The organism is Ureibacillus aquaedulcis (genome assembly GCF_030418165.1).
In the GTDB taxonomy this organism is placed as follows: Bacteria; Bacillota; Bacilli; order Bacillales_A; family Planococcaceae; genus Ureibacillus; species Ureibacillus aquaedulcis.
Window position 1 is genome coordinate 1 of the sequence record NZ_JAUHTQ010000002.1, and the last position, 22,358, is coordinate 22,358.

Here is a 22,358-nt window from a genome sequence, read left to right on the forward strand (position 1 = left end):
AAATTAATTGGGCCTTCGGGAATTAAAACAATTATTGATGCTTATTTTGGAATTCGATCATGAACTCGGCAAGTGCTTTACATGTTTCGAATGGTACAGCATTATAAGTTGAAGCGCGGCAGCCGCCAACAGAACGGTGGCCATTTAATCCAACAAATCCTGCTTCTTTTGCTTCGGCTAGGAATTGCTTTTCAAGTTCTTCATTTGCTACGCGGAAAGTAATGTTCATAAGAGAACGAGATTCAGGTGTAGCATGTCCTCTGTAGAAATCATTACTGTTATCAATCACATCATAGATAAGCTTCGCCTTTTCTTCGTTGTTTTTCTCAACCGCTTCAAGACCGCCTTTTTCTTCTACCCATTTCAATACTTCACCTAGCATATAAATACCGAATGTTGGAGGAGTGTTATATAGAGAATTCGAATCGGCATGTGTTGAATACTTTAACATTGTTGGAATGTTGGTATTCGCTTTTTCCAGCAGGTCTTTACGGATAATGACTACAGTCACTCCAGAAGGGCCAAGATTTTTTTGCGCTCCAGCATAGATGATGCCGAAGTTGCTTACATCTACTGGTTTGGAAAGAATGTCACTGGACATATCAGCGATTAGTGGAACCGCACCGGTTTGAGGGAACTCTTTCCACTGAGTACCGTAAATTGTATTGTTTGAAGTAATATGAACATATGCGTCTGTTTCACTGAATTGAATTTCTTCTAAAGCCGGAATATTACGATAAGAGTTTTCTTTTGTACTTGCTGCTTCTTGTACTTGTCCAAAAAGTTTTGCTTCTTTGATCGCCTTTTCAGACCAAGATCCAGTCAAAATATAGCTGGCTGTTTGCTCTTTGCCGAGGAAATTCATTGGCACCATCGTAAATTGCAGACTTCCGCCGCCTTGCAGGAAGAGAACTTCGTAGTTATCGGGAATTGAATATAGGGCTCTTAAACGAGCAATTGCATCATTATGTACCGCTTCATAATCTTTGCTGCGATGACTCATTTCCATAATTGACATGCCAGAATTATTGTAATTTACCATTTCTTCTTGTGCTTTTTGCAATACTTCGATAGGCAATGCAGATGGTCCAGCATTAAAATTGTATGCACGTTTTGTTGTAATCAAATAAAACACTCCCTGTAGAAAATTAATAAATTGATATATTGATTATATACCTTTTTTTAGAGAATGGATTTGATTTTTAAAAAAATGATGAATTTTTGGACATTTTGAATTGCCAGGACAATATAATTAGAAGATTTTGTTTGGAACAATAGTAAGTCTAAATCCATTTTTACTTTCATTCCTCAAATTTTTGGCTTATTTCCCTAAATACTGTGCATTTGTCCCTGTCGAAATCAAGCTGCCGACATAAATTGTACTAAATAGAAAAAAGGAGGAGAAAGCTATGTATTGCCATGGTGGCTATTCTAAAAACAACAACGAGTTTGTTTTGATTGTTGTACTATTCATTCTTTTAATTATCGTTGGTGCTTACTACTTCAACAGCTAATTAATCTAAAATCAATAAAAAATGGATTTCGAAGCTTATATGCTTCGAAGTCCATTTTTTTGTTTAGTACATAAGTAATTATCAAGTATGTATTTGGATAGTCTCGACCTTGGCACTAAGAGAAGGATGTCTAATTTAGAAAAGTTATTACCTATTACTCCTTGAAATTGGATTTTTTTCAATTAAAATAGAGGTGCAATCAATTATAATTAAAGGGGCACTTAAATGGGTAATGAAACGGATAAGCGAATCGAAAACCTGGAGATTCAAGTTCGAGCGCTACGTTTAGAACTGGATGAACTAAAGGTTAAAACCAGTTTAAAAGAAACAGGTGTTCAAACCGATCAAATAGCAAAAAAGGAGGCTCGTGAAGAAGCAGATAACCATCTGGTTAAATTAAACAGAGTAGCGTCAGTAAAAGCAAAAGAACCGATCACAAATAGTTCGACCGAACAATCTGACCGAGAAATTGAATCAGTACCTCCCCGGAAGAATAGAAGTTTTGAGGAGATCATTCTTTGGTTATTGCCTAAAATCTTTATGCTTATTCTGGTTCTTGGTGTACTCTGGGGACTTAAAGTAATTAGTGACTTTGGATTATTAACAAATGCACTAAAAATCGCATTAGCATATGCCTTGTCTCTTTGCTTAATCATGATAGGACTGTTCATGGATCTGAAAAGGCCGGAAACCTCACAGATTTTCACAATCGTACTTTACGGTGGGGCATTTATCATTGGAATATTGACAACTGCTGCAGGTGCTATACTGTATGAGGTATTAGGTTTATATTTTGCGCTTCTTTTGGCTCTTATTTTTATCGCTTATGGAATCACCATCTGTTACGTAAAGAAAAATGAAGTGCTTTCAATCTTCGTGATTTTCACTTCATTATTATTGCCTTATCTATTAGAATACATGGATTTCAATGGAATAATCATTTTACTTTATGTCCTGCTTGTTTATGGGTCCATGCAGATTATATTTATTAAACATATCCAGTCGATCGCTATGTATATTTCATACGTCTTCTCAATCATTGCAGTTCAGGTCATTTGGAGTCTGAATGATGATAAATCAGCAATGTATGTATTGAGCTGCATCCTGCTAAACATTGTTTTACTGCTCGTTTGGTGGCATCTATACAAGCCATTCAGTAAATGGCGAACAATCCATGAAGGCTTATTATTTAGCTTGAGTGGACTAACGGTACTTATCGTAAATATCATTGCGGATGATTCTTCGCTGCCGTTACTAGTATTGGCAGTCATTTATGGCATTTTGGCTCTATTTGCAAATAAACGCAGTGAGTCCAGGATTGTGGATATAGCCGGAACGCTCGCATTGTTAACAATTTTCAATATTGTCATGGTAATAAATGCGATTGATCATCTGGAAATGGTACTTTTGCCTTTAAGTGCATTCCTGGGATTGATGCTCGCACTAAAGCTAAATGCCAAACTGATGAAATATACTTATAGTCTATTATTTACTTTTTTTGTGACGATTCATCTACTAGTTGATGAAATAAATCCTTTTTGGACTTTGGAACATTTAAATTACTTATTTGTTTTTATTTACCTGCTAGCATTATTCTTCTATTTAAAACAACAATCCAAGGTTGAACTATCGGATGATGGAAAAGCCAATGTGAATTTTTCCTTGGATATTTTCCCGATATTACTGGCTGTTTATTTCTTTAACTATGTATTAAAGTTTGATATTACTTATTTATCCAATGGCGATCATCCTTATTTTACAGCATTAGTGCTCGCGTTCATCATGCTGGTTTCCTTGTTTATCTCGGAAAAGTTGATCGGAAGAGGGCTTAGATATACTTTAATTATTGCATTCTTGCTAGTGTACATGAGCCTTATACCAACTCATTTTGTTGAAGGCTTTGATATTTGGCTAAATCTTATTGTACGAGTAATCTACGCAATGATTTTCATTGCTATCATTGCAGATATTTATATGAAAGGATACTTATACAGGACCTGGATTTCAAAATTGAAAATTGATGTAGATGGACTTTTGACAGTAGGAATTCTGGGGGCAATGCTGCTTGGATATTCAATCCTTAGTCAAATCTTATATGAAGGGCTAATGAGTCATCTCATTATTGTTACAGGTAAAACACTTTTACTGTTCCTAACAGCAAGTCTATCTCTTTGGATGAGTACAACAGGACAATCAAAAAAAGTCAAGGTTATGGGGTATTGTGTACTAGCGATTGCTATTATTAAACTGGTATTCTTCGATCTCGCTTCCTTAAATTTGATTATACGAGCTATTTTATTTATGGTCATTGGAGGCATCGGATTATTCCTGTCAAACCGGCTTCTTTCCAATAACAATAAAACCAAGCAATAAGAAAATTCGCACAATGAATGTTTATTCCTATATAATTTAACTATTATCTAATTTAAAGGAGATATTGCATATGGATTTAGGGTTAAAGAACAAAGTTGCTGTCATTACAGGGGCAAGCAAAGGAATCGGCTTATATACAGCTTTACAGCTAGTAAAAGAGGGAGCAAAAGTAGCAATTGCCGCTAGACAAGAGGGTGCTTTGAAAGAAGCAAAAACATTTATTCAAGAACAAACTGGGGAAGAGGTTCTAACTGTTTCCGCAGATGTATCCATCGAGACAGAGTGTAAGAGATTAATTGAAGAAGTCGTCGCTCATTATGGCAAAATAAACATTGTCATTAACAATGCCGGTACTTCATCTGCTAATTCGTTTGAAGATGTGGACACGGATTTATGGCACGCTGACTTAAATTTAAAATTATTTGGAGCGATTCATTGTTCAAAATATGCCCTGCCATATTTAAAGGAACAAAATGGCGGCTCGATCATTAATCTAACGGCTGTTCTAGCTAAAACCCCACCTGCACAAAGTTTGCCTACTACCGTTAGTCGTTCTGCCGGTCTCGCCTTGACTAAAGCGATGAGCAAGGATTTAGGGAAATATAATATTCGAGTGAATTCGGTTTGTATCGGTTTAATTCGAAGCCGGCAAATTGAGGGTAAATGGCAAAATGAAATGCCGGAAGCTACTTGGGAAGAATATTCAAGAGAAGTAGGCAAAACAATTCCGCTTGGTCGCATTGGCAACACGGAAGAAGCAGCAAATGTTATAACATTCCTGGCTTCTGATGCAGCTTCCTATGTTTCCGGCACAGCCATTAATATAGATGGTGGTTCAGGTGCAGCTTTATAATAGAAAAATTAATAATCCTGTTTGTGCTCAAGCAGGATTTTTTCATTTTGTTAGTAGAAGCTACATACTTAATTTAAAACAATGAACAACTAAATATTGTCTTAATAGTGTTATGATAGTTGTAATGGAAATCTAATATGAAACTTTTTTACTTGTAATTCGTATGTTTTTAATAAGTATAATTTGTATATGATGAGTGTTGAATGTATTTATTTGCCTATCAAGGAATTTCTATAAATGGAACGGAGGATTTTAATGTCAGAAACAAAAAACCCCTTATTTGATGATCTGGATTCAAAAATAAATGTAGATGGAAATGCACTTTCCGAAATACCGCAGCAACAGCTTGTTAGCCAGGAAGAATTATCTCAGATAAAAAAACGTCAGCTTGCTCTAAAGGAAGAGCCACAGGTACAAGCGCTTGCTGAAAAAATAGACGCAAAAAATCAAATTGCTGTTCTGGAATTCGGTAAAGAAACTGCAACAGCAATCTCGAAGTTTTCGGATAAAATGTTGGCTTCCATCAAAACAAGCAAGCTTGAAAGATCAAGTGAGCTCATTAATAACTTAAATAAAATAATGGACCGCTTTGACCCACAGGATTTCAAGGAAGAGAAAAAAGGCGGATTACTAAAGCGCTTATTCAATAAAGGTAAAGAGCAGTTAGAAAGAATCTTGTCGAAATACGACACAATGAATAAAGAGATCGATGTCATTTACAATGAAATACAAAAGTATGAGCTTGAGATGAAACGGAATACAATCGAGCTCGAGCAAATGTATGACCAAAACTTGAGCTATTTTCAAAGTTTGAGTGAGCATGTTGCTGCCATCGAAGTAAAATTGCAGCAGCTGCACCCACAAATCCCTGTCTTGGAGCAAAGAGCAAATGAGGGAGATCAAGAAGCCATTATGGAACTTGAGACACTTAGAAGAAATATGGAGTTATTGGAGCAACGTAGGTACGATCTAGAAATGGCTCAACAAGTTTCCTTCCAGGCAGCGCCTCAAATTCGAATGATTCAACAAGGGAACAATCATCTTATCGGTAAAATTAATTCTGCATTTGTGACGACCATTCCTATATTTAAGCAAGGGTTAATTCATGCGGTTACAATCCAGCGCCAAAAACTAGTGGCAGATTCCATGAATGAGCTTGATAAACGCACAAATGAAATGTTGATTCGAAATGCCGAAAATATTCGCCAAAACAGCATCGATATTGCTCGTTCAGCTGGAAATCCAAGCATCAAGATTGAAACAATCGAAACAACTTGGCAGACAATTATGTCAGGAATTGAAGAAACAAAACAAATTCAAGCTGAAACAGTTCGTAACCGTGAAGAAGGAAGAAAACGAATCGAACAATTACAACTGGAATATGAAAAATTAAAACGTATGTAAATTAAAATAGATTACCATTCACATGGAAGTGAAGGTAATCTATTTTTTTATGGGAAGAAGAAATCTTTGGCTTTTCTAGATACTAGAAATTAAAAAATCCTCTTCTTCTACGAACTGGAGCACCCATATTACCTACAGTTCCTGCATTATATGGCGGGAAAAACTCTTGCGTTTCAGTGAATTCATTCACAACAGATTCTGTACGTGGGAAGAAATGCTGATGATGAGTATTGTGTCTGTTGACAGTTGTCGTATGAACTGGATGGCAATGTGGTACTACTGTGTTGAAAATGTTCGTTTTCACAATATGCTGTGTTGGAGATATCCGTGCAGGCGCTACTTGTGTTGGAAAAACATTTGGCGGACAACAAATGGGATTGTTACAACGCCCTCCGCAGTGATGACGACGGTTCATGTTTACCCTCCTCTTTTTTTAATAGTTTGTGCATTACTAATCTATTCAAAAGAGGGTACCTCAACTAGATAAATACCTATTACTGAATAAAGTTAATAATTAGATTTATCACATACAGTAGGCAAGTCATTGCAATGCTTACTTTATGTGCAAGAACCTAAATCGACAAAATACATACAATAGATGGGATGAAGGCGGGCTAAAGTCATGTAACAAGGTTTGTGAGAGGTAGGAAATTCCTAAAGTTTCTACGGTTAGCGATTTTTCAACAATGTAATAAAGGAGACGGCATAGATGAGTTCATCCATTGATTTTTCTTCACCATCCATTCAATTTTTCTTTGATGTAAACAAAAGTCAGCTATTTAAAAAAGATCCACAAAATTTTATAAATGTTTTGGGAGCCAATGAATTAAATTCTTTGAAAGGCACTTCGATGCTGGATACATTTTTAAGTAAGGGCAATATTGTCGAGCCCCATTACCACCAAAATGCAGCTGAACTCGTTTACTGTATTTCGGGGTGCGCGATTGTTTCAATCTTCAACCCTTATATGAAACAATTAATGCAGTTCACCATAACTCCCGGTCAAGTAACAAACGTGCCTCAAGGTTGGTGGCATTACATTGAAGCACAAGTTGACAATACTCATTTTTTAGCAATTTTTGATGCCAATATACCTGAGGTAATACTGGGTTCAGATATCTTAAAGTTTACTCCACCAAGCATAATGTCAAAAACGTACTGTATCGATGAACAGCATTGGAAGCAAAGCGTTGCACCGGTAAAGCCAGGTACATTTATCGGTCCTTATAATGATTGTCATCCAAATTATCACTATCAGCAACCATATCCTCCATACGCTCCCCATTATGCTATACCTGTAAATTATCAACCAAAGAATCACCCATTTTATTCCTAGGCATGAAGACATGGGGGGCCATGTCTTTTTTCAGTATGAGTAACGGATAAGGATATACGGTTCTAAATTTAATCGAAAAAAGAAAGTTTAGGTCAGAGCCCGATACAGCTTTACACTCATATTATATTTGATAATTCCTATAAACTTACTTATAATTGATATTACATGATAGATCGGTAAAAAAATCAATATAAGGATTGTGAATCAAATGGCAAATTTATTGGAAAGCACGAAAAGCTATTTAGAAAATGTGAAACAGCAACCACCCATACATACGATGACCCCGGATGAAGTACGAAGGTTGCGTGCCAATGCCCCGAAAATTCAAGTATCTAATCAAATTAAATTGAAGAAAACGGAAGATAGAGTCATCACTGTACGTGATGGAGAACAAATACCGATTCGTATCTATACACCGTATGGCAATGGACCATTCCCAATTATTATTTATTATCATGGAGGAGGATGGGTATTAAACGATATTGGGACATGCGATGCATCCTGCCAGATTCTTGCAGCCGAGACCGAATCAATTGTCATTTCGGTTGGTTACCGATTAGCGCCGGAATATCAATTTCCTACACCGTTATATGACGCATATGATGCATTTCTGTGGACAATGGAAAATTTGCAAGAGCTGAATGGGCTCCTAAACGAAGTGACAGTTATGGGTGATAGTGCAGGAGGGAATCTTGCAGCCGTAGTGACAATATTGAATAATGAGTGTCAAGGTCCAGCTATTAAATCTCAAGTGCTGCTATACCCTGTAACGGATTTATCGTTTGCTGCAGATTCCTATCGTAAGTTCGCGGAAGGTTTTGGTTTACAGAGCAAAGACATGGAATGGTTTGCCCATTACTATTTACAAGATAAGGAGCTGCGAAACCATCCTTATGTAGCTCCATTACAATCAAGAAATTTAAAACAATTGCCCAAAGCTTGTATAATCGTAGCAGAAAATGATGTGTTGAAGGATGAAGGAATCGCCTATGCACATAAACTCGAACGCTTTGGCAATCAAGTTGAATTACACATTGCAAGTGGCTTGGTTCACAGCTTCTTCACAAAAAACAATTTTTTTGGTCAAGAAATTGATGAGTCTGTTAAGACCATTGGAGCATTCTTGGAACAATAATCACGTAAAAGAAAGAGAAGCAGGGTTAATTTTGCTTCTCTTTTTTATTTATGAGGAAAAATAATGAATGCTCCATGCTTGTGATGATAAGAATGATATTCACAAGTCTACTTCATATTGACAACTATATCGGTTGCTGATATATTCCATATATCAACAGCCGATATATCGTTCGACAATATAGATGAAAGGACAAGAATGATATGACACATGAGCATCCCCCTTTAACGGAAGGGGTTTACTATATCTTACTTTCTTTGTACGAACCCAGACATGGGTACGGAATTATTCAACTGACGGAGGAAATGACGGCGGGACGTGTGAAATTAGGGGCTGGAACAATCTACGGAGCGATTAAAACCCTGCTAGACCGAGGATGGATTCAAGCTTTTGAAGACGATGGGCGTAAAAAGGAATACATCATTACCGAGGAAGGAAAAAAGGTAATTCTATCAGAAATTTCAAGATTAAGGGAACTTTTTGATAATGGTGTCCGTATTACAGGAGGTGGCAAATTTTGAGAGCAAGCAAAATGAAAATTCGGCTTTTTTTAGATTATGAAAGAGAGGAAGAATGGGTAAATCTTATGGCCAAAAAAGGATGGAATTTAACTTCCTTTGGTCTGGTATTCTACTCTTTCAAGAAAGGAGAACCTGGAGAGTTTATTTACCGCAATGAAATGATATCCGGCATCGGTTCCAAAGAGGATAGCAAGGAGTACATCAGGTTTTTGCAATCTTCAGGGATTGAACTGGTAAGGGTCTTCTTTAATTGGGCCTATTTTAGAAAAAAGGCTGCAGAGGGCCCCTTTGAATTATATAGTGATACTACTTCAAGGCTTGCTTACCTAAATCGAGTATTCTATCTTTTTTTAACAGTATTTTTTATTAACTTATTCATTGGAATCATTAATTCAACACTCTTGAATTCTGGTAATCTGGCTGGCATTAATGATTTTGTAGGGGGAGTTAATATAGGCTGCGCTATTATTTTATTATTCCCCTTGATAAAAATAATGAAAAAACGAAGACACTTAAAACATCAGTTGGACATTTTCTGTGATTAGAAAGGAGCTTAATAATGACTTTAACATTAGAGCATGTTGTGAAAAAATATAAAGATTTCATAGCTGTAAATGACCTATCTTTTACCATAGGGAAGGGTGAGATTTTTGGACTTATTGGACAAAACGGTGCTGGAAAAACCACCACTTTCCGTATGATATTGGATCTGCAGGACCAAACATCAGGTATGATTGCTTGGGATGGTACACCCATAAAGAAAATAAACCGTGATTACTTAGGATATTTGCCGGAAGAACGCGGTATTTTTCCTCAGATGAAAGTGGAGGAACAATTACTTTTCTTCGGCGAATTGCGAGGTATGAAACGGGATGAGCTGAAAAAGGAAATTGACTTCTGGATTGCGCGCTTCGATTTGGAAGAAAAGCGCAACAGCAAAGCGGAAACTTTGTCAAAAGGGAATCAACAAAAAGTTCAACTCATTGCAAGTTTTATTCACAAACCGAAATTTCTGATTTTGGATGAACCGTTTAGTGGGCTGGATCCGGTAAACCGTGACTTGCTGAAAAATGCGATTTTATTATTAAAAGAGAAAGGTGTAACTATTCTATTTTCCAGTCACCAGATGGATAATGTCGAAGAATTGTGTGATCATCTTTGTCTTCTTAAAAGGGGAGTCTCACTTTTTTCAGGTAGTCTTCTAGACTTGAAGAAACAATATGGGAAAACGAAGTTAACTCTTCGTACCAATGTTTCTTTAAATGACTTAAAGAAAATGGCAGGAGTAAAAGAAGTTAAGGTCGAACGGGATGAATATGTGTTGACTCTGTTGGATGAATCCTTTGCGGAATCTATCTTCGACGTTGTCTCAAATGGACAATATATTGAAAAATTCAGTCTGGATTATCTATCGCTGGATGCAATTTTCAAAGATAAGGTAGGTGGCAATGTTGAATAAATTATGGATTCTTATTAAGCAGCTCTATAAACAAAAGGTTCGTGCGAAGTCTTTTATACTTATGACTCTTTTATATGTCGCGATAATTGCTGTTGTAATGTTCTGGTCGGAAATCAAGGGACTCTTTGTGAATGAAGAGGGGTTGGAAGTGGCATTGGTTAATGAAACTTCAGTTGAATTAGAACCAATATTCCTATCAAATGAAGACATTACATTTAGCTTCCCAACGGAGTCAATCGAAACTTTATATAAACAGCTTGAAGAAGAAAAATTTGATGCAGTTGTAGTTGTCGAAGAGGAAGATGAAAAATTAAAAGCAGATATCGCAACCTTTGTTCCACTTAAATTCAATGATCAATCTACTATTTCGTCATTTGTGCAATATGCAGGAAAAATCTACGGCATCCAACAATTGAACTTAACAGCCAGCGAAGCTGACAAGATCTTGAACGCTGAAGCGATTATTACAAATACAAACTTAAACGAAGGTGCTGCGGATGGAAAAAGCGAGGACCAAAAACAATCAGGTATATGGGCTTCCTATTTCGTGGGTATTGTCATTTATTTCTTTATCATGGCATTCCTTTCAATGATTACGACAGATGTGGCATCGGAAAAAGGGTCAAGAGCACTGGAAATGCTATTGGTCAGTGTGAAACCGGGTACTCATTTCCAATCGAAAATTATAGGGATTACTCTACTGGCTCTTACACAATTCGTGATTATATTTGGTTTCCTTTTTGTGCTGCTAAGAGTAACTGATGATGGGGCAAAATGGGAAATGGTTGAGTCGATCTTAAATGAACTCTCATATTCCTATGTTTTTTATGTAATTGCTTTTTTATTTTTAACAATCGTCTTATTCTTAATAATCGGTGCATTATTCGGTTCACTTGTGTCGAAAGTGGAAGAAGCTTCCCAAGTTATGACTCCAGGGATCATGATTGCACTCGTTGGTTTTTATGTCATGATTTCAGGTGTTGCGAATCCAGATACTTTGCTCATTAAAGTATTCTCGTATATTCCGTTAACTTCCGGAATGGTCATGCCATTACGTATCGGTGCAACTGATATATCCACGATCGAACCTATGATTTCATTAGCCGTACTAATTATAACGGTTTTAGCTTTATACATTGTCAGCCTATCATTCTATAAACGCAGTGTGCTAACTTATAGTTCCGGCGGGGTTATTCAAAAAATTAAAACTGTCTTTAAAGTTACAACATAATTGCAAAGAACCTAGACTGTAAAGAGATTCGGAATTCCGGATTTTCTTGCAGTCTTTTTATTGCGAAGGAAAGACTTATTGAGATTGAGATGATTTAAAAAGATGAATGATTCGATCGGAAAGGAGCAGGGTTTATTACGACGATGCTAAATGAAAATAGCATTAAACGGTAGTAAAGCCTTGCTTATAATGACGATTCAAAAAGAAAACTCTCTCGACCGGTAGCAAAGTGACAGTTATTAAGACGACTCAAAAAGAGGACCGCTCCAAAAGGTAGTAAAACTGGACCGCAAATCGTGTTCAGATGCGTTTGCCTCACTTAAAAACCTCAATCCACCTCCAACTTTAGAATGAAATGTTTCGATTTCTGAATTATTTTCAAGAATAGTCTTCACGCCTAATTTAATATTTGCTAAAATAAGTTGGGCTTCATAAGAACTGAATCTTTTAAAAATTTAGTACCTTTAGAAAACAAAGAAGGTGGATAAATGAAAGTTTTTTTGAAATTAGGCTGGTTTTTTAAGTTGAGGAAAAAAGAGTACTTGATTGGTTTGACCATGCTCGCATTGGTCGCCATTTTAAATCTTGTACCTCCAAAAGTAATTGGCTATGTAATTGACGAAATTGGAAATAGGGAGTTAACCCCACAGTCGCTTGCAAAGTGGGTCGGAATAATTATTGTCGTAGCGATTCTCATCTACATCCTGCGTTACTATTGGCGGCGTATGATATTTGGTTCTTCCACTTATTTAGCAAAACTATTAAGGGAGAAGCTCTTCCGGCATTTTACGAAAATGAGCCCCTCATTTTACCAGCAGCGACGAGTCGGGGATTTGATGGCGCATGCCACAAATGACATCGCAGCTGTTCAGCAAACAGCCGGTGGGGGTGTTTTAACCCTTTTCGATTCTGTTACAACTGGAGGTTTTGTAATTTTGGCCATGGCTTTAACGATTGATTGGCGTTTAACGTTAATTGCCTTAATACCGATGCCGGTAATGGCCATTTCAACAAGCTATTATGGAAAGCTTCTGCATTCGAGGTTTCGTGAGGCGCAAGCTGCATTTTCAGATTTGAACGATAAAACACAGGAGAGCATTTCAGGGATTAAAGTAATCAAAACCTTCGGACAGCAAGAGGAGGATACAGCAGACTTCACCCGCCTGTCAAATGATGTAGTGGATAAAAACATGAAAGTGGCACGGGTCGACTCATTGTTTGATCCGACAATCAGTTTAATTATCGGCTTTAGTTTTATGCTGAGCTTGGGATTTGGAGCGAAGTTTATTTATGAAGGCACGATGACAATCGGTGATTTGGTCGCCTTTAATACTTACCTTGGATTGCTCGTTTGGCCAATGCTGGCCTTTGGTATGCTCTTCAACATTATGGAACGCGGCTCAGCTTCCTATGACCGAATAGAGCACCTGCTTTCTGTGCCGGCAGAAATTGACGACAAAGAAAACGCACTGGATCTGAAACCATATGGAGATATTGATTTCAACATTAATGATTTCAAGTTCCCCGGCGATCAAACAAGTGCACTCCATGATGTTCATTTTAAATTGAAACGTGGAGAAACATTGGGGATTGTAGGTAAAACCGGTTCGGGTAAAACAGCCATCCTGAAACTGCTCCTACGTGAATTTGAAGGATATACTGGAGACATTAGATTTGGAAACCATTCAATCGATGAGTATAAAAAACAAAGACTAAGAGAATCAATAGGCTATGTCCCACAAGATCATTTCTTATTTTCCACAACCGTTTTCGAAAATATCGCATTCAATAATCCGAATGAAAAAACCGAAGAAGTTGAGCGTATAGCAAGTATCGCTCATATACACGAAGATATTTTGCGTTTTTCTGAAAGCTATCAAACAATTGTGGGAGAACGTGGTGTCTCGTTGTCTGGTGGACAAAAACAGCGAATCTCCATTGCACGTGCACTCATGCTGAAACCGGAGCTCCTGATTTTGGACGATTCTTTATCAGCAGTGGATGCAAAAACGGAGGAAGCCATACTAAAATCATTAAAAGTAGCAAGAGAAGACGCTACAACAATCATTACCTCCCACCGTTTAAGTGCTATCGAACACGCGCATTTAATTATTGTCATGCATGAAGGAACAATAGTTGAAAAAGGAACCCATGAAGAGTTGATGTCGCTCCAGGGCAGATACTTTGAGATGTATCAGTTGCAGCAACTTGAAAGATTGGTAGAAAAGGGAGGGGAAATAAATGAAAGATAAGCTTGCCTTTTCTAGTAAAGAACAGACACAAATACTATTCAGGTTGCTCTCTTATTTAAAACCGCATAAGAAAGCGGTCGTACTTGCTCTGTTTTTGCTAATGCTAACAGTAATTGGTGATGTAGTCGGCCCGTATCTCATTGGAATATTTCTTGATGAGCACGTGGCAAAGAATCAATTCGATCTAAAGCCTATTCTTTATTTAGCTGTTTCTTATTTTATCATTCAAATATTGAATGTTGTCATTTCCTATATACAGCTTGTAAAGTTCCAGGAGATTGCGCTAAAAGTTATACAGCAACTACGAATAGATGTCTTCTCGAAGATTCATGGACTTGGAATGCGATATTTTGATGAAACACCAGCAGGATCAATTGTTTCCAGAGCTACAAATGATACGGAGGCCATAAAGGAATTATTTGTTTCCGTATTGAGTTCATTCGTTCAAGCTGCTTTTCTAATTGTCGGTGTGTATATTGCCATGTTTCTGCTGAATCCATTGCTTGCTTTATACGCCCTTGTTTTATTGCCATTAATATTTTTGGTTATCTATTTATACAGGAAATATAGTTCAGTTGTATTCATGACAATGCGGGAGAAGCTTAGTCAGTTAAATGCAAAATTAGCCGAAAGCTTATCTGGAATGGGCATCATTCAGACTTTCCGTCAGGAGCAGCGTTTTTCTGATGAATTCGATCAGATAAATGAAGAGCATTACGTTGCAATGATGAACAATATTAAATTAAACAGTCTTTTACTCAGACCGGTAATTGATTTAATATTCTTCTCGGCGATTGTCATCATCCTGACTTATTTTGGTATGACATCATTCAATACAGCAATTGAAGTAGGGGTTGTTTATGTTTTCATCACATATATCAATCGATTCTTTGAACCAATCAATAATGTGATGGAACGTTTGGCCTTTTACCAACAAGCCATTGTAGCGGCCTCCCGTGTGTTCGATCTATTGGACGATGAGGAAGTGGAGCCAAAGCAGAAGGAAAGTGACTTAACCATTAGGGATGGGTTAATCGAATTTAAAGACGTAACCTTCAGTTATAACGGCAAAACAAACGTTTTGAAAAATATATCGTTTACGGTAAAGCCGGGAGAAACGGTTGCATTGGTTGGGCATACCGGAAGCGGCAAAAGCTCTATAATTAACCTGTTGATGCGTTTTTATGAATTTGAAGAAGGGGATATTTTAATAGACGGGAAATCAATCAAATCTTATGGCAAGAATGAGATAAGAAGCAAATTGGGTCTGGTTCTGCAGGATCCATTCCTTTTCTATGGCACCATTGCGAGTAATATCCGATTACTTGATGCGAATTTAACAGCTGAGCATGTGGTAGAAGCTGCAAAATTTGTTCAAGCCGATAAATTTATCGAACAATTGCCAAACCAATATGAACAGAAGGTTTCCGAGCGTGGTTCGACCTTCTCCAGTGGTCAAAGACAGCTTGTTGCATTTGCCCGTACAATAGCCACAAATCCCAAAATACTGGTGCTGGATGAGGCAACAGCCTCAATTGACACTGAAACTGAAGTGGCAATTCAGTCTTCCTTAGAAAAAATGAGAAAAGGTCGTACAACCATTGCAATTGCACATCGCCTATCGACAATCCAGGATGCAGAGCAAATTCTTGTTTTACACCAAGGGGAGATTGTTGAAAGAGGGACACACCAAGAGCTTCTTGCACAAAAAGGCCTTTATCATAAAATGTATCTATTGCAAAACGGAATTGTTGAGTAATTATTTGAAAGGGGATGCCGCATGATTGGAGGTATCCTCTTCTTTTTTAAAAGAGGAGTCGATATCAGTCTATTTAATTTCAAGATTTACTTCAATTTTTTTGAGTACTATAATTGGTTTAGTTCAGATTTACGAAAGAAAAATGATTTAAGAAGGTGCCATAATGAATATAGATCGTAAGGGGATACTTTATGCAGTAGGTGCATACGGTATATGGGGAGTTTTCCCGCTCTATTGGAAGCTGCTTGCCCATGTTGATAGTTTGGAAGTATTGATATCCAGGGTAATTTGGTCTTTTGTATTTACTTTTCTCTTGATTCTAATAATTAATCAAAGAAAACTATTAATAGAAGATTTGAAATCTTTATGGAAAAACAAAAAACTGTTTCTATCCTTATTAGCAGCATCTTTTGTGATTTCCTGCAACTGGTTTTTATATATATATGCAGTAAACAATAATCATGTAGTAGATGCAAGTTTGGGTTATTATATTAATCCATTAATCACGGTTGTATTTGGGATGATTTTCTTTAAAGAGAAACTTTCCAAATTGCAAGTTAGTGCTGTAATCGTTGCCTTTATAGGCGTTATATCACTGACCATAGGATTTGGAGAGATACCATGGCTAGCATTGTTAATCGCTTTAAGCTTTGCTAGCTACAGTGCATTAAAAAAACAAACTACTTTAAATGCCACTCGTGGCTTAGTCATTGAAACATTGTTGATGCTCCCAGTCGCGATAGTTTACTATATTTATGTTATGTCAACTAATTCTGTTTCTTTTTTACATGTAAATTGGCAGACAGATCTTTTTTTAGTGCTGGGAGGAATCGTAACCGCAATTCCGCTAGTGTTATTCGCTAAGGGGGCGAAATTGCTGCCACAGTATGTCATTGGGTTTATTCAGTATATGACACCGACAATCGTGCTCTTTTTAGGTATTGTTTTGTACCATGAACCATTTACACAAACGGAATTAATTTCATTCATGTTTATCTGGGCCTCTATTGTTATATTTACTTTCTCAACTATTTTTGAGAGTAAAAAGAGAAGTGCCATTCAACAAGAGACCTTGAATGCCAAAAGTTTATAAATTTGGTTGAATTATTAGAATTTTGTATTTCTATTATATTGAATATGTTATGATTTTGTATATCAAGTAACTAGATCTGCTTCATTCACATTTCCTACAAATTTTAGACAAAGAATCTTCGAAACCATTTCAAAGCATTATGAGTGAAATTTTGGTACGATAGAGATATTAATTGTAGGGAGAGAACACCATGAATACAGATGTAAATTTCTTTTTAGCGTTCGGTGCTGGTTTTTTAAGTTTTATTTCACCATGTACGCTGCCGCTTTATCCTGCTTTTCTATCCTATATAACAGGTATGAGCTATGATGAATTGAAAAATGAAAAAGGTATGTTGCAAAAACGTGCAATTTTACATACTTTATTCTTTTTAATTGGTTTTTCTATTATTTTTATTGCAATTGGATTCGGTACATCACTAGCAAGAGACTTCTTCATTACATATCAAGATTTGATGAGACAAATTGGGGCAATCTTGATTGTCGTATTTGGATTGATGATTGTCGGATTACTGCAAATCGACTTTTTAATGAAAGATCGTAAATTTCAGTTTAAAAATAGACCATCTGGCTACTTGGGATCATTATTAATCGGTTTTGCATTTGCAGCAGGATGGACTCCTTGTACCGGACCTATCCTAATGTCCATTATTGCATTAGCAGGCACAAATCCTGAATCTGGCATTTGGTATATGCTTTCGTATTACCTTGGTTTTGCTATTCCATTCTTTGTGCTATCGTTCTTTATCTCGAAGCTGGGATGGATTCGCAAGCATAGCCAAAAAATAGTTAAAGTCGGCGGATATGTTATGATTGCTGTCGGAATATTACTATTCTTTAATGGATTGGATTATATTATTCGCATTCTATCTCCAATATTTGGTGGTTTTACAGGCTTCTAGATTAAAGTTAACTTTCCATTACTATATACAAGGAACAAGCAGATTGAATTCTTATAGAAGGGGAATGAAGAATGCCAACAGTATTAATAGTTGACGATGCACTTTTTATGAGAGTAGCAGTCGGAAATATGTTTAGGGAGTGGGGCTTTGAAGTCATAGGTGAGGCTTCAAATGGCAGGGAGGCTGTAGAGCTATACAGTCAATTTAGGCCTGATCTGGTGACAATGGATATTACAATGCCCGTGATGTCCGGATTGGATGCGGTAAAGGAAATCATGCCCGAACACCCGGAAGCTAATATTATTATGATGACAGCTCTTGGACAACAAAGAATCATTGTTGAAGCTATTGAAGCTGGTGCAAAGGACTTTATCACCAAACCTTTTGAAAAAAATCAGTTAAAAACAGTAGTAGATAACATATTAGGCTATGTTGATTAGATCTATTTGGTCCATCTTTTAGCAGGCAGTGTGTAGGCAAAGTTGGCATCTAACTTGTCTGCACGTTTTTTTAAGTAGCATCATACAATTGATGTCTTTCGATGCCGTGCTGAGAATGCCTTTCTGGCAAAAGATCGGAAAATGGAGAAGTGTATAGTTTTAGCGTAACGGTAATCACACCGTATGGGATTACAGTATACTGTTTATGTACCAAAAAGTGATTTCCCAATATGCTTTTTGTGGAAAAATTTTTTCATATACGGTATTATCAATACGTTATTTAACTTTAAAGTCTGCAGCAGGATATAAAACGGAAGATAAGGTAAAGATAATACCAGTAGAGAGAGTTGACAGAGGAGGGAAGAGTTATGTTAGCAAATATACCTTCTCAATATTTTATTATTTTATCAACAGTGATGGCATTTTTAATGGGTTTGTTTGTGATGATGGTACGCATACGTTCCCAAAAGAAACCCGTAAATGCAAAAAAAATATTAATTCCTCCAATTGCCATGTCATCTGGCGGATTAATGTTTATTTTTCAAGAATTTCGGGTTACGCCTATTCAAATTTTGGAAGCAGTCGCAGTGGGCGTCATTTTTTCTACCGTATTGATCGCCACATCCAAATTCGAAGTGCGCAATGACGAAATTTATATGAAACGTTCAAAGGCATTTTTCTTTATATTAGCTGGATTATTAATCCTTCGTGTTCTTTTGAAAGTCTACCTTTCAGACTCTTTTGATGTCGGTGAACTTGCAGGAATGTTCTGGATACTTGCATTTTCTATGCTGTGGCCATGGAGACTTGCCATGTACTCCAGATACAAGAAAATCGAAAAAACATTATTGGCATCATAAAGAAAAACGGGACCTTCCTTTAGAGGGTCCCGTTTTATTTTAAGTATGTAGTAATGTTACTCGAAAAAATGTTCGTATGGGGTAACATCAATATTTAATTCATCCAGTTTTTTTCTAAGGAATTTATGATCACGTTTAGGTGTTGCTATTATATACCCCCTAATAAGGAGGTCGTGAGTAATTGATTTAGCTTTTTCTTTTAAAGCGATCTCCCCAATTTTCCCCGCTATTTTCTCTTTTGCAACTTGACGAAACAAGTCAGGTACAGGGCTTACTAATTCATTCAGCAATTCCTTTGCATCCTCGCCCCATAAATGAATTGTTTTATCCAAGTAATAATTCTGCCAGTCCAAGTCTGATTTTCCGTCCTTTTTAGGCAATGCTTTCAGAAATTTGCGGAACATAAAGAATCCGCCGATCCCCATCAAGGTAATTAAGACAAATACCCAAAATAGGATAAACCACAAAAACCAACCTTCCAAGTTGTTCAATCCGTTCACCTCTTTACTATCACTATTTCTTATTATAAAAGGAACCAAAAAAGTTTTCACTCTAAATGTCTCTTTTTTTAACGAAAATAGATATATATATAAGTGAAAGGAGGTGATACACATGGCAGCTTTTAATTTTGATAGTGCAGCAATTAGAATCTCTTATGTAACAGGTGTGGATGAACAAGGAAAATCAGTTATCACTTCAAAAACGTACCGAAATGTACGCAATAACGTTGAAGCCTCAGAAATACTGACAGTGGTACAAGCTATTTCAAGTCTAACAAGCCATAATTTTTTATTAGCGGAAAAGATCCTGACGGAAACTGTTGATGCGTAAAAAACACTAAAAATGAAAGGAGCAATCTAATTGACACAAGTTCTAGAATTAAAGTTTGATACTTCAAACGGTAAAACGTTGACTTTGACTGTAAATGAACCAAAGGAAAACTTAACACCAGCCGAAGTTGAGGGTGTGATGCAAACCATTATAACTTCGGATATTTTTCAAAGCACCGGAAGTAGTTTAATCGGCATTAACCAAGCTCGTATTGTGGAGCGCACTGTATCAGAAATTGAATTCGTTGAAAGTATATAACGATTAAAAGTAAGTCGACAAATCCTCCACAGGGTTCTGTCGGCTTTCTCTTTAAAATGTAAAAAAAGGAGGAAATTCGTTGATGGAGGAATGGGTTCGTTTTATTCAAGAAATTGGTTTTCCTATAGTGGTTTCATTCTATTTGTTAAACCGTATCGAAACCAAACTTGAAGCAATACACACTGCACTCGTGTCAATAAATCACCACTAAAATAAATGCCTTTAAGTGAGCAAAATGTGTTTCATTCACAAATTTGTTCGATATGTCCGAATTTGATTGGTTGTATGGTTTCAGATATTTCGATAAGATGAGAGAGGGAAAGAGGAGTTGAATAATGTTGAATAGGAAATTAGCAGGTCTTATCGGAATACTTGTACTTTCTGTTGTCTTAAGTGCATGCAGCAATTATAAATTTAAAGCAGACACAGAATATGTAATTGAGGATTTTACGGCAACCAATCATAAAGGGGAAGAAGTATCTCTTGAGAGCTTAAAAGGCAAGCCGTGGTTAGCGATGTTCATTTTTACAAATTGTAATACGATTTGTCAGCCAATGACATTCCATATGACTGAAATTCAAGATGCCCTGAAAGAGCGTGGAGTCGAAGATTATAACATCGTGGGATTCTCTGTAGACCCAGCAAACGATACTCCTGAAGTGCTATCTGATTATATAAGCAATTTCACGGTTTCAGATGATTCAAAATGGAATTTAGTAACCGGCTATGATCAAAAGTGGATAGAACAATTCGCATTAAATTCATTTAAATCATTAGTGAAAATGCCGAGCGATGGCGATCAAGTAATACATGGCTCTACCTTCTACCTAGTTGATGAGAACGGTGTGGCAGTGAAAAATTATCCCGGTTCTGAAGATGTACCAGTAGATACAATTGCGATTGATATGGAAACTCTGATTCAGGAACGATTAGGAAAATAATTAAATGCTTAAGAGCCAGGCTTTTTAAAAGCCTGGCTCTTTTTAGTGGTTGGAGAAAGGAAATTTAAAATTCGCTTCTTAACTGTTCAAATACTTGCTTAAGGTCGGCAATAATGTCTTCTGCTTCCTCAACACCTACCGAAAAACGGAGTAAACGATCATCTACGCCCCGTGCAACCCGTTCTTCATATGGAATGTCCGCATGTGTTTGTGTAGCAGGGTAAGTGATAAAGCTTTCAACACCACCAAGGCTCTCTGCAAATGTAATTAATTGAATTTTTTGCAGAAACGGATTTACCATTTCGGCACTTTTTACACGGAAAGAAAGCATGCCGCCTTTACCAGTGTAAAGTACATCAGTAACCAGTGGTTCTGTTTCTAAATAAGCTGCTACTTGTTTACCATTTGAATCGTGTTGCTTCAAACGTAAATGCATCGTTTTTAACCCTCGAATAACTAGCCAGCTATCCATTGGCGACAGCACTAATCCCATGCCATTGTGTGCAAAAGCCAACTTTTCGCATAGCTCCTGGCCCTTTGCAACAACCAATCCGGCTAACACATCGTTATGGCCTGCGATATACTTTGTTGCACTATGCAACACGATGTCAGCACCATGTTCGATTGGGCGTTGGAAGTATGGTGTATAGAATGTATTGTCTACGATAAATAGCAAATTATGTTTTTTGCATATGCTTGCAAAGATATCTAGATCAAATTCTATCATTAGTGGGTTCGTAGGCGTTTCCAAGAAAATTGCCTTCGTATTTTCATTAATTAATCCTTCAATCTCTTCCAAGGAAGCAAAATAGACCGGATTAATATTATACGTTTCACCAAATGTTTTTAATAATCGGTATGTACCACCATAAATATCATCCGGAACGATAATTTCATCACCGGGTTTGAAAAGAGACAAGATCAGTTGTACAGCAGCCATTCCTGAGCTGCATGCATAACCTGCATCGCCATTTTCTAAATCGGCAATCCCTTTTTCAAGAATTTCGCGTGTCGGATTTTTAGTACGTGTATAGTCGTAGCCAGTGGATTGTCCAATACCAGCATGTTTATATGCTGTTGACATGTAAATTGGAGGATTGACTGCTCCTGTTTTAGCATCACTTAAGTTACCTAACTGAACTAGTTTCGTTTCGATTGAACGTTTTGTCACTTTTCTCACTCTTTCCTTTTGAATGC

General features: G+C 36.9%; 24 protein-coding genes. 20 read left to right on the forward strand and 4 right to left on the reverse strand.

Annotated elements, in window-relative coordinates:
* Positions 1-31 precede the first annotated feature (31 nt).
* Complete coding sequence (gene serC, locus QYB95_RS02655; RefSeq protein WP_301136546.1) at positions 32-1,126, reverse strand: 3-phosphoserine/phosphohydroxythreonine transaminase; 1,095 nt, start codon at positions 1,124-1,126, stop codon at positions 32-34.
* A gap of 283 nt (positions 1,127-1,409) precedes the next feature.
* Between serC and QYB95_RS02660 the strand changes: the two genes are divergently transcribed.
* The 4 genes from QYB95_RS02660 to QYB95_RS02675 all read left to right on the forward strand — a co-directional run bounded on the left by QYB95_RS02660 (position 1,410) and on the right by QYB95_RS02675 (position 6,144).
* Complete coding sequence (locus tag QYB95_RS02660) at positions 1,410-1,514, forward strand: YjcZ family sporulation protein (protein WP_301136547.1); 105 nt, start codon at positions 1,410-1,412, stop codon at positions 1,512-1,514.
* A gap of 225 nt (positions 1,515-1,739) precedes the next feature.
* Positions 1,740-3,887: a DUF2339 domain-containing protein gene (locus tag QYB95_RS02665; RefSeq protein ID WP_301136548.1), complete on the forward strand. Its 2,148-nt coding sequence runs from the start codon at positions 1,740-1,742 to the stop codon at positions 3,885-3,887.
* A 70-nt stretch (positions 3,888-3,957) separates the two neighbouring features.
* Positions 3,958-4,740: an SDR family NAD(P)-dependent oxidoreductase gene (locus QYB95_RS02670; protein WP_301136549.1), complete on the forward strand. Its 783-nt coding sequence runs from the start codon at positions 3,958-3,960 to the stop codon at positions 4,738-4,740.
* Positions 4,741-4,995: 255 nt separating this feature from the next.
* Positions 4,996-6,144 (forward strand): toxic anion resistance protein, encoded by a 1,149-nt coding sequence (locus tag QYB95_RS02675; RefSeq protein WP_301136550.1) that lies wholly within the window; start codon positions 4,996-4,998, stop codon positions 6,142-6,144.
* 82 nt (positions 6,145-6,226) lie between these two features.
* Here the strand turns inward: QYB95_RS02675 and QYB95_RS02680 are convergent, their stop codons facing one another.
* On the reverse strand, positions 6,227-6,559 hold the full coding sequence (locus tag QYB95_RS02680; RefSeq protein ID WP_301136551.1) for a CotD family spore coat protein: 333 nt from the start codon (positions 6,557-6,559) through the stop codon (positions 6,227-6,229).
* A gap of 294 nt (positions 6,560-6,853) precedes the next feature.
* On the opposite strand from QYB95_RS02680, the gene QYB95_RS02685 reads away from it, so the two are divergent.
* The 12 genes from QYB95_RS02685 (at position 6,854) to QYB95_RS02740 (ending at position 19,131) form a co-directional block, all read left to right on the forward strand.
* Complete coding sequence (locus QYB95_RS02685; protein WP_301136553.1) at positions 6,854-7,480, forward strand: cupin domain-containing protein; 627 nt, start codon at positions 6,854-6,856, stop codon at positions 7,478-7,480.
* Positions 7,481-7,688: 208 nt separating this feature from the next.
* The gene (locus tag QYB95_RS02690; RefSeq protein WP_301136554.1) at positions 7,689-8,615 is read left to right on the forward strand and encodes an alpha/beta hydrolase; all 927 of its coding nucleotides are present in this window, start codon (positions 7,689-7,691) and stop codon (positions 8,613-8,615) included.
* 203 nt (positions 8,616-8,818) lie between these two features.
* Entirely contained in the window at positions 8,819-9,136 is a 318-nt protein-coding gene (locus QYB95_RS02695; protein ID WP_301136555.1) for a PadR family transcriptional regulator, read from the forward strand.
* Positions 9,133-9,681, forward strand: a complete 549-nt coding sequence (locus QYB95_RS02700) for a DUF2812 domain-containing protein (protein ID WP_301136556.1) — start codon at positions 9,133-9,135, stop codon at positions 9,679-9,681. Before QYB95_RS02695 ends, QYB95_RS02700 begins: the two co-directional genes overlap by 4 nt.
* Positions 9,682-9,695: 14 nt before the next feature.
* Positions 9,696-10,595: an ABC transporter ATP-binding protein gene (locus tag QYB95_RS02705; RefSeq protein ID WP_301136557.1), complete on the forward strand. Its 900-nt coding sequence runs from the start codon at positions 9,696-9,698 to the stop codon at positions 10,593-10,595.
* The gene (locus QYB95_RS02710; protein ID WP_301136558.1) at positions 10,585-11,826 is read left to right on the forward strand and encodes an ABC transporter permease; all 1,242 of its coding nucleotides are present in this window, start codon (positions 10,585-10,587) and stop codon (positions 11,824-11,826) included. The genes QYB95_RS02705 and QYB95_RS02710 overlap by 11 nt, the downstream gene beginning before the upstream one ends.
* 488 nt (positions 11,827-12,314) lie before the next feature.
* Complete coding sequence (locus QYB95_RS02715) at positions 12,315-14,078, forward strand: ABC transporter transmembrane domain-containing protein (protein ID WP_301136559.1); 1,764 nt, start codon at positions 12,315-12,317, stop codon at positions 14,076-14,078.
* Positions 14,068-15,837 carry an ABC transporter ATP-binding protein gene (locus tag QYB95_RS02720; RefSeq protein ID WP_301136560.1) on the forward strand — a complete coding sequence of 590 codons (1,770 nt, stop codon included), beginning with the start codon at positions 14,068-14,070 and terminating at the stop codon, positions 15,835-15,837. Before QYB95_RS02715 ends, QYB95_RS02720 begins: the two co-directional genes overlap by 11 nt.
* A 163-nt stretch (positions 15,838-16,000) precedes the next feature.
* On the forward strand, positions 16,001-16,930 hold the full coding sequence (gene rarD, locus QYB95_RS02725) for an EamA family transporter RarD (RefSeq protein ID WP_301136561.1): 930 nt from the start codon (positions 16,001-16,003) through the stop codon (positions 16,928-16,930).
* Between the two features lie 190 nt (positions 16,931-17,120).
* Entirely contained in the window at positions 17,121-17,831 is a 711-nt protein-coding gene (locus tag QYB95_RS02730) for a cytochrome c biogenesis CcdA family protein (RefSeq protein ID WP_301136562.1), read from the forward strand.
* 71 nt (positions 17,832-17,902) lie between these two features.
* Positions 17,903-18,271, forward strand: coding sequence for a response regulator (locus QYB95_RS02735; RefSeq protein ID WP_301136563.1), 369 nt, complete (start codon positions 17,903-17,905; stop codon positions 18,269-18,271).
* Positions 18,272-18,639: 368 nt separating this feature from the next.
* The gene (locus tag QYB95_RS02740) at positions 18,640-19,131 is read left to right on the forward strand and encodes a CcdC family protein (RefSeq protein ID WP_301136564.1); all 492 of its coding nucleotides are present in this window, start codon (positions 18,640-18,642) and stop codon (positions 19,129-19,131) included.
* A gap of 56 nt (positions 19,132-19,187) precedes the next feature.
* Here the strand turns inward: QYB95_RS02740 and QYB95_RS02745 are convergent, their stop codons facing one another.
* Positions 19,188-19,622 carry a DUF2621 domain-containing protein gene (locus tag QYB95_RS02745; RefSeq protein WP_301136565.1) on the reverse strand — a complete coding sequence of 145 codons (435 nt, stop codon included), beginning with the start codon at positions 19,620-19,622 and terminating at the stop codon, positions 19,188-19,190.
* 121 nt (positions 19,623-19,743) lie between these two features.
* On the opposite strand from QYB95_RS02745, the gene QYB95_RS02750 reads away from it, so the two are divergent.
* The 4 genes from QYB95_RS02750 to QYB95_RS02765 all read left to right on the forward strand — a co-directional run bounded on the left by QYB95_RS02750 (position 19,744) and on the right by QYB95_RS02765 (position 21,161).
* On the forward strand, positions 19,744-19,962 hold the full coding sequence (locus tag QYB95_RS02750) for a DUF1659 domain-containing protein (RefSeq protein WP_301136566.1): 219 nt from the start codon (positions 19,744-19,746) through the stop codon (positions 19,960-19,962).
* 30 nt (positions 19,963-19,992) lie between these two features.
* Positions 19,993-20,220, forward strand: coding sequence for a DUF2922 domain-containing protein (locus QYB95_RS02755; RefSeq protein WP_301136567.1), 228 nt, complete (start codon positions 19,993-19,995; stop codon positions 20,218-20,220).
* A gap of 82 nt (positions 20,221-20,302) precedes the next feature.
* The gene (locus tag QYB95_RS02760) at positions 20,303-20,431 is read left to right on the forward strand and encodes a YvrJ family protein (RefSeq protein ID WP_301137042.1); all 129 of its coding nucleotides are present in this window, start codon (positions 20,303-20,305) and stop codon (positions 20,429-20,431) included.
* A 127-nt stretch (positions 20,432-20,558) separates the two neighbouring features.
* On the forward strand, positions 20,559-21,161 hold the full coding sequence (locus tag QYB95_RS02765; protein ID WP_425609173.1) for an SCO family protein: 603 nt from the start codon (positions 20,559-20,561) through the stop codon (positions 21,159-21,161).
* 64 nt (positions 21,162-21,225) lie between these two features.
* Here the strand turns inward: QYB95_RS02765 and QYB95_RS02770 are convergent, their stop codons facing one another.
* Entirely contained in the window at positions 21,226-22,332 is a 1,107-nt protein-coding gene (locus QYB95_RS02770; protein ID WP_301136569.1) for a methionine biosynthesis PLP-dependent protein, read from the reverse strand.
* Positions 22,333-22,358 lie beyond the last annotated feature (26 nt).

Bases quoted from the DNA above. Each gene is read 5' to 3' on its own strand.
- QYB95_RS02660 (WP_301136547.1), top strand. From the start codon at position 1,410: ATGTATTGCCATGGTGGCTATTCTAAAAACAACAACGAGTTTGTTTTG.
- QYB95_RS02665 (WP_301136548.1), top strand. From the start codon at position 1,740: ATGGGTAATGAAACGGATAAGCGAATCGAAAACCTGGAGATTCAAGTT.
- QYB95_RS02670 (WP_301136549.1), top strand. From the start codon at position 3,958: ATGGATTTAGGGTTAAAGAACAAAGTTGCTGTCATTACAGGGGCAAGC.
- QYB95_RS02675 (WP_301136550.1), top strand. From the start codon at position 4,996: ATGTCAGAAACAAAAAACCCCTTATTTGATGATCTGGATTCAAAAATA.
- QYB95_RS02680 (WP_301136551.1), bottom strand. From the start codon at position 6,559: ATGAACCGTCGTCATCACTGCGGAGGGCGTTGTAACAATCCCATTTGT.
- QYB95_RS02685 (WP_301136553.1), top strand. From the start codon at position 6,854: ATGAGTTCATCCATTGATTTTTCTTCACCATCCATTCAATTTTTCTTT.
- QYB95_RS02690 (WP_301136554.1), top strand. From the start codon at position 7,689: ATGGCAAATTTATTGGAAAGCACGAAAAGCTATTTAGAAAATGTGAAA.
- QYB95_RS02695 (WP_301136555.1), top strand. From the start codon at position 8,819: ATGACACATGAGCATCCCCCTTTAACGGAAGGGGTTTACTATATCTTA.
- QYB95_RS02705 (WP_301136557.1), top strand. From the start codon at position 9,696: ATGACTTTAACATTAGAGCATGTTGTGAAAAAATATAAAGATTTCATA.
- QYB95_RS02710 (WP_301136558.1), top strand. From the start codon at position 10,585: ATGTTGAATAAATTATGGATTCTTATTAAGCAGCTCTATAAACAAAAG.
- QYB95_RS02715 (WP_301136559.1), top strand. From the start codon at position 12,315: ATGAAAGTTTTTTTGAAATTAGGCTGGTTTTTTAAGTTGAGGAAAAAA.
- QYB95_RS02720 (WP_301136560.1), top strand. From the start codon at position 14,068: ATGAAAGATAAGCTTGCCTTTTCTAGTAAAGAACAGACACAAATACTA.
- rarD (WP_301136561.1), top strand. From the start codon at position 16,001: ATGAATATAGATCGTAAGGGGATACTTTATGCAGTAGGTGCATACGGT.
- QYB95_RS02730 (WP_301136562.1), top strand. From the start codon at position 17,121: ATGAATACAGATGTAAATTTCTTTTTAGCGTTCGGTGCTGGTTTTTTA.
- QYB95_RS02735 (WP_301136563.1), top strand. From the start codon at position 17,903: ATGCCAACAGTATTAATAGTTGACGATGCACTTTTTATGAGAGTAGCA.
- QYB95_RS02740 (WP_301136564.1), top strand. From the start codon at position 18,640: ATGTTAGCAAATATACCTTCTCAATATTTTATTATTTTATCAACAGTG.
- QYB95_RS02750 (WP_301136566.1), top strand. From the start codon at position 19,744: ATGGCAGCTTTTAATTTTGATAGTGCAGCAATTAGAATCTCTTATGTA.
- QYB95_RS02760 (WP_301137042.1), top strand. From the start codon at position 20,303: ATGGAGGAATGGGTTCGTTTTATTCAAGAAATTGGTTTTCCTATAGTG.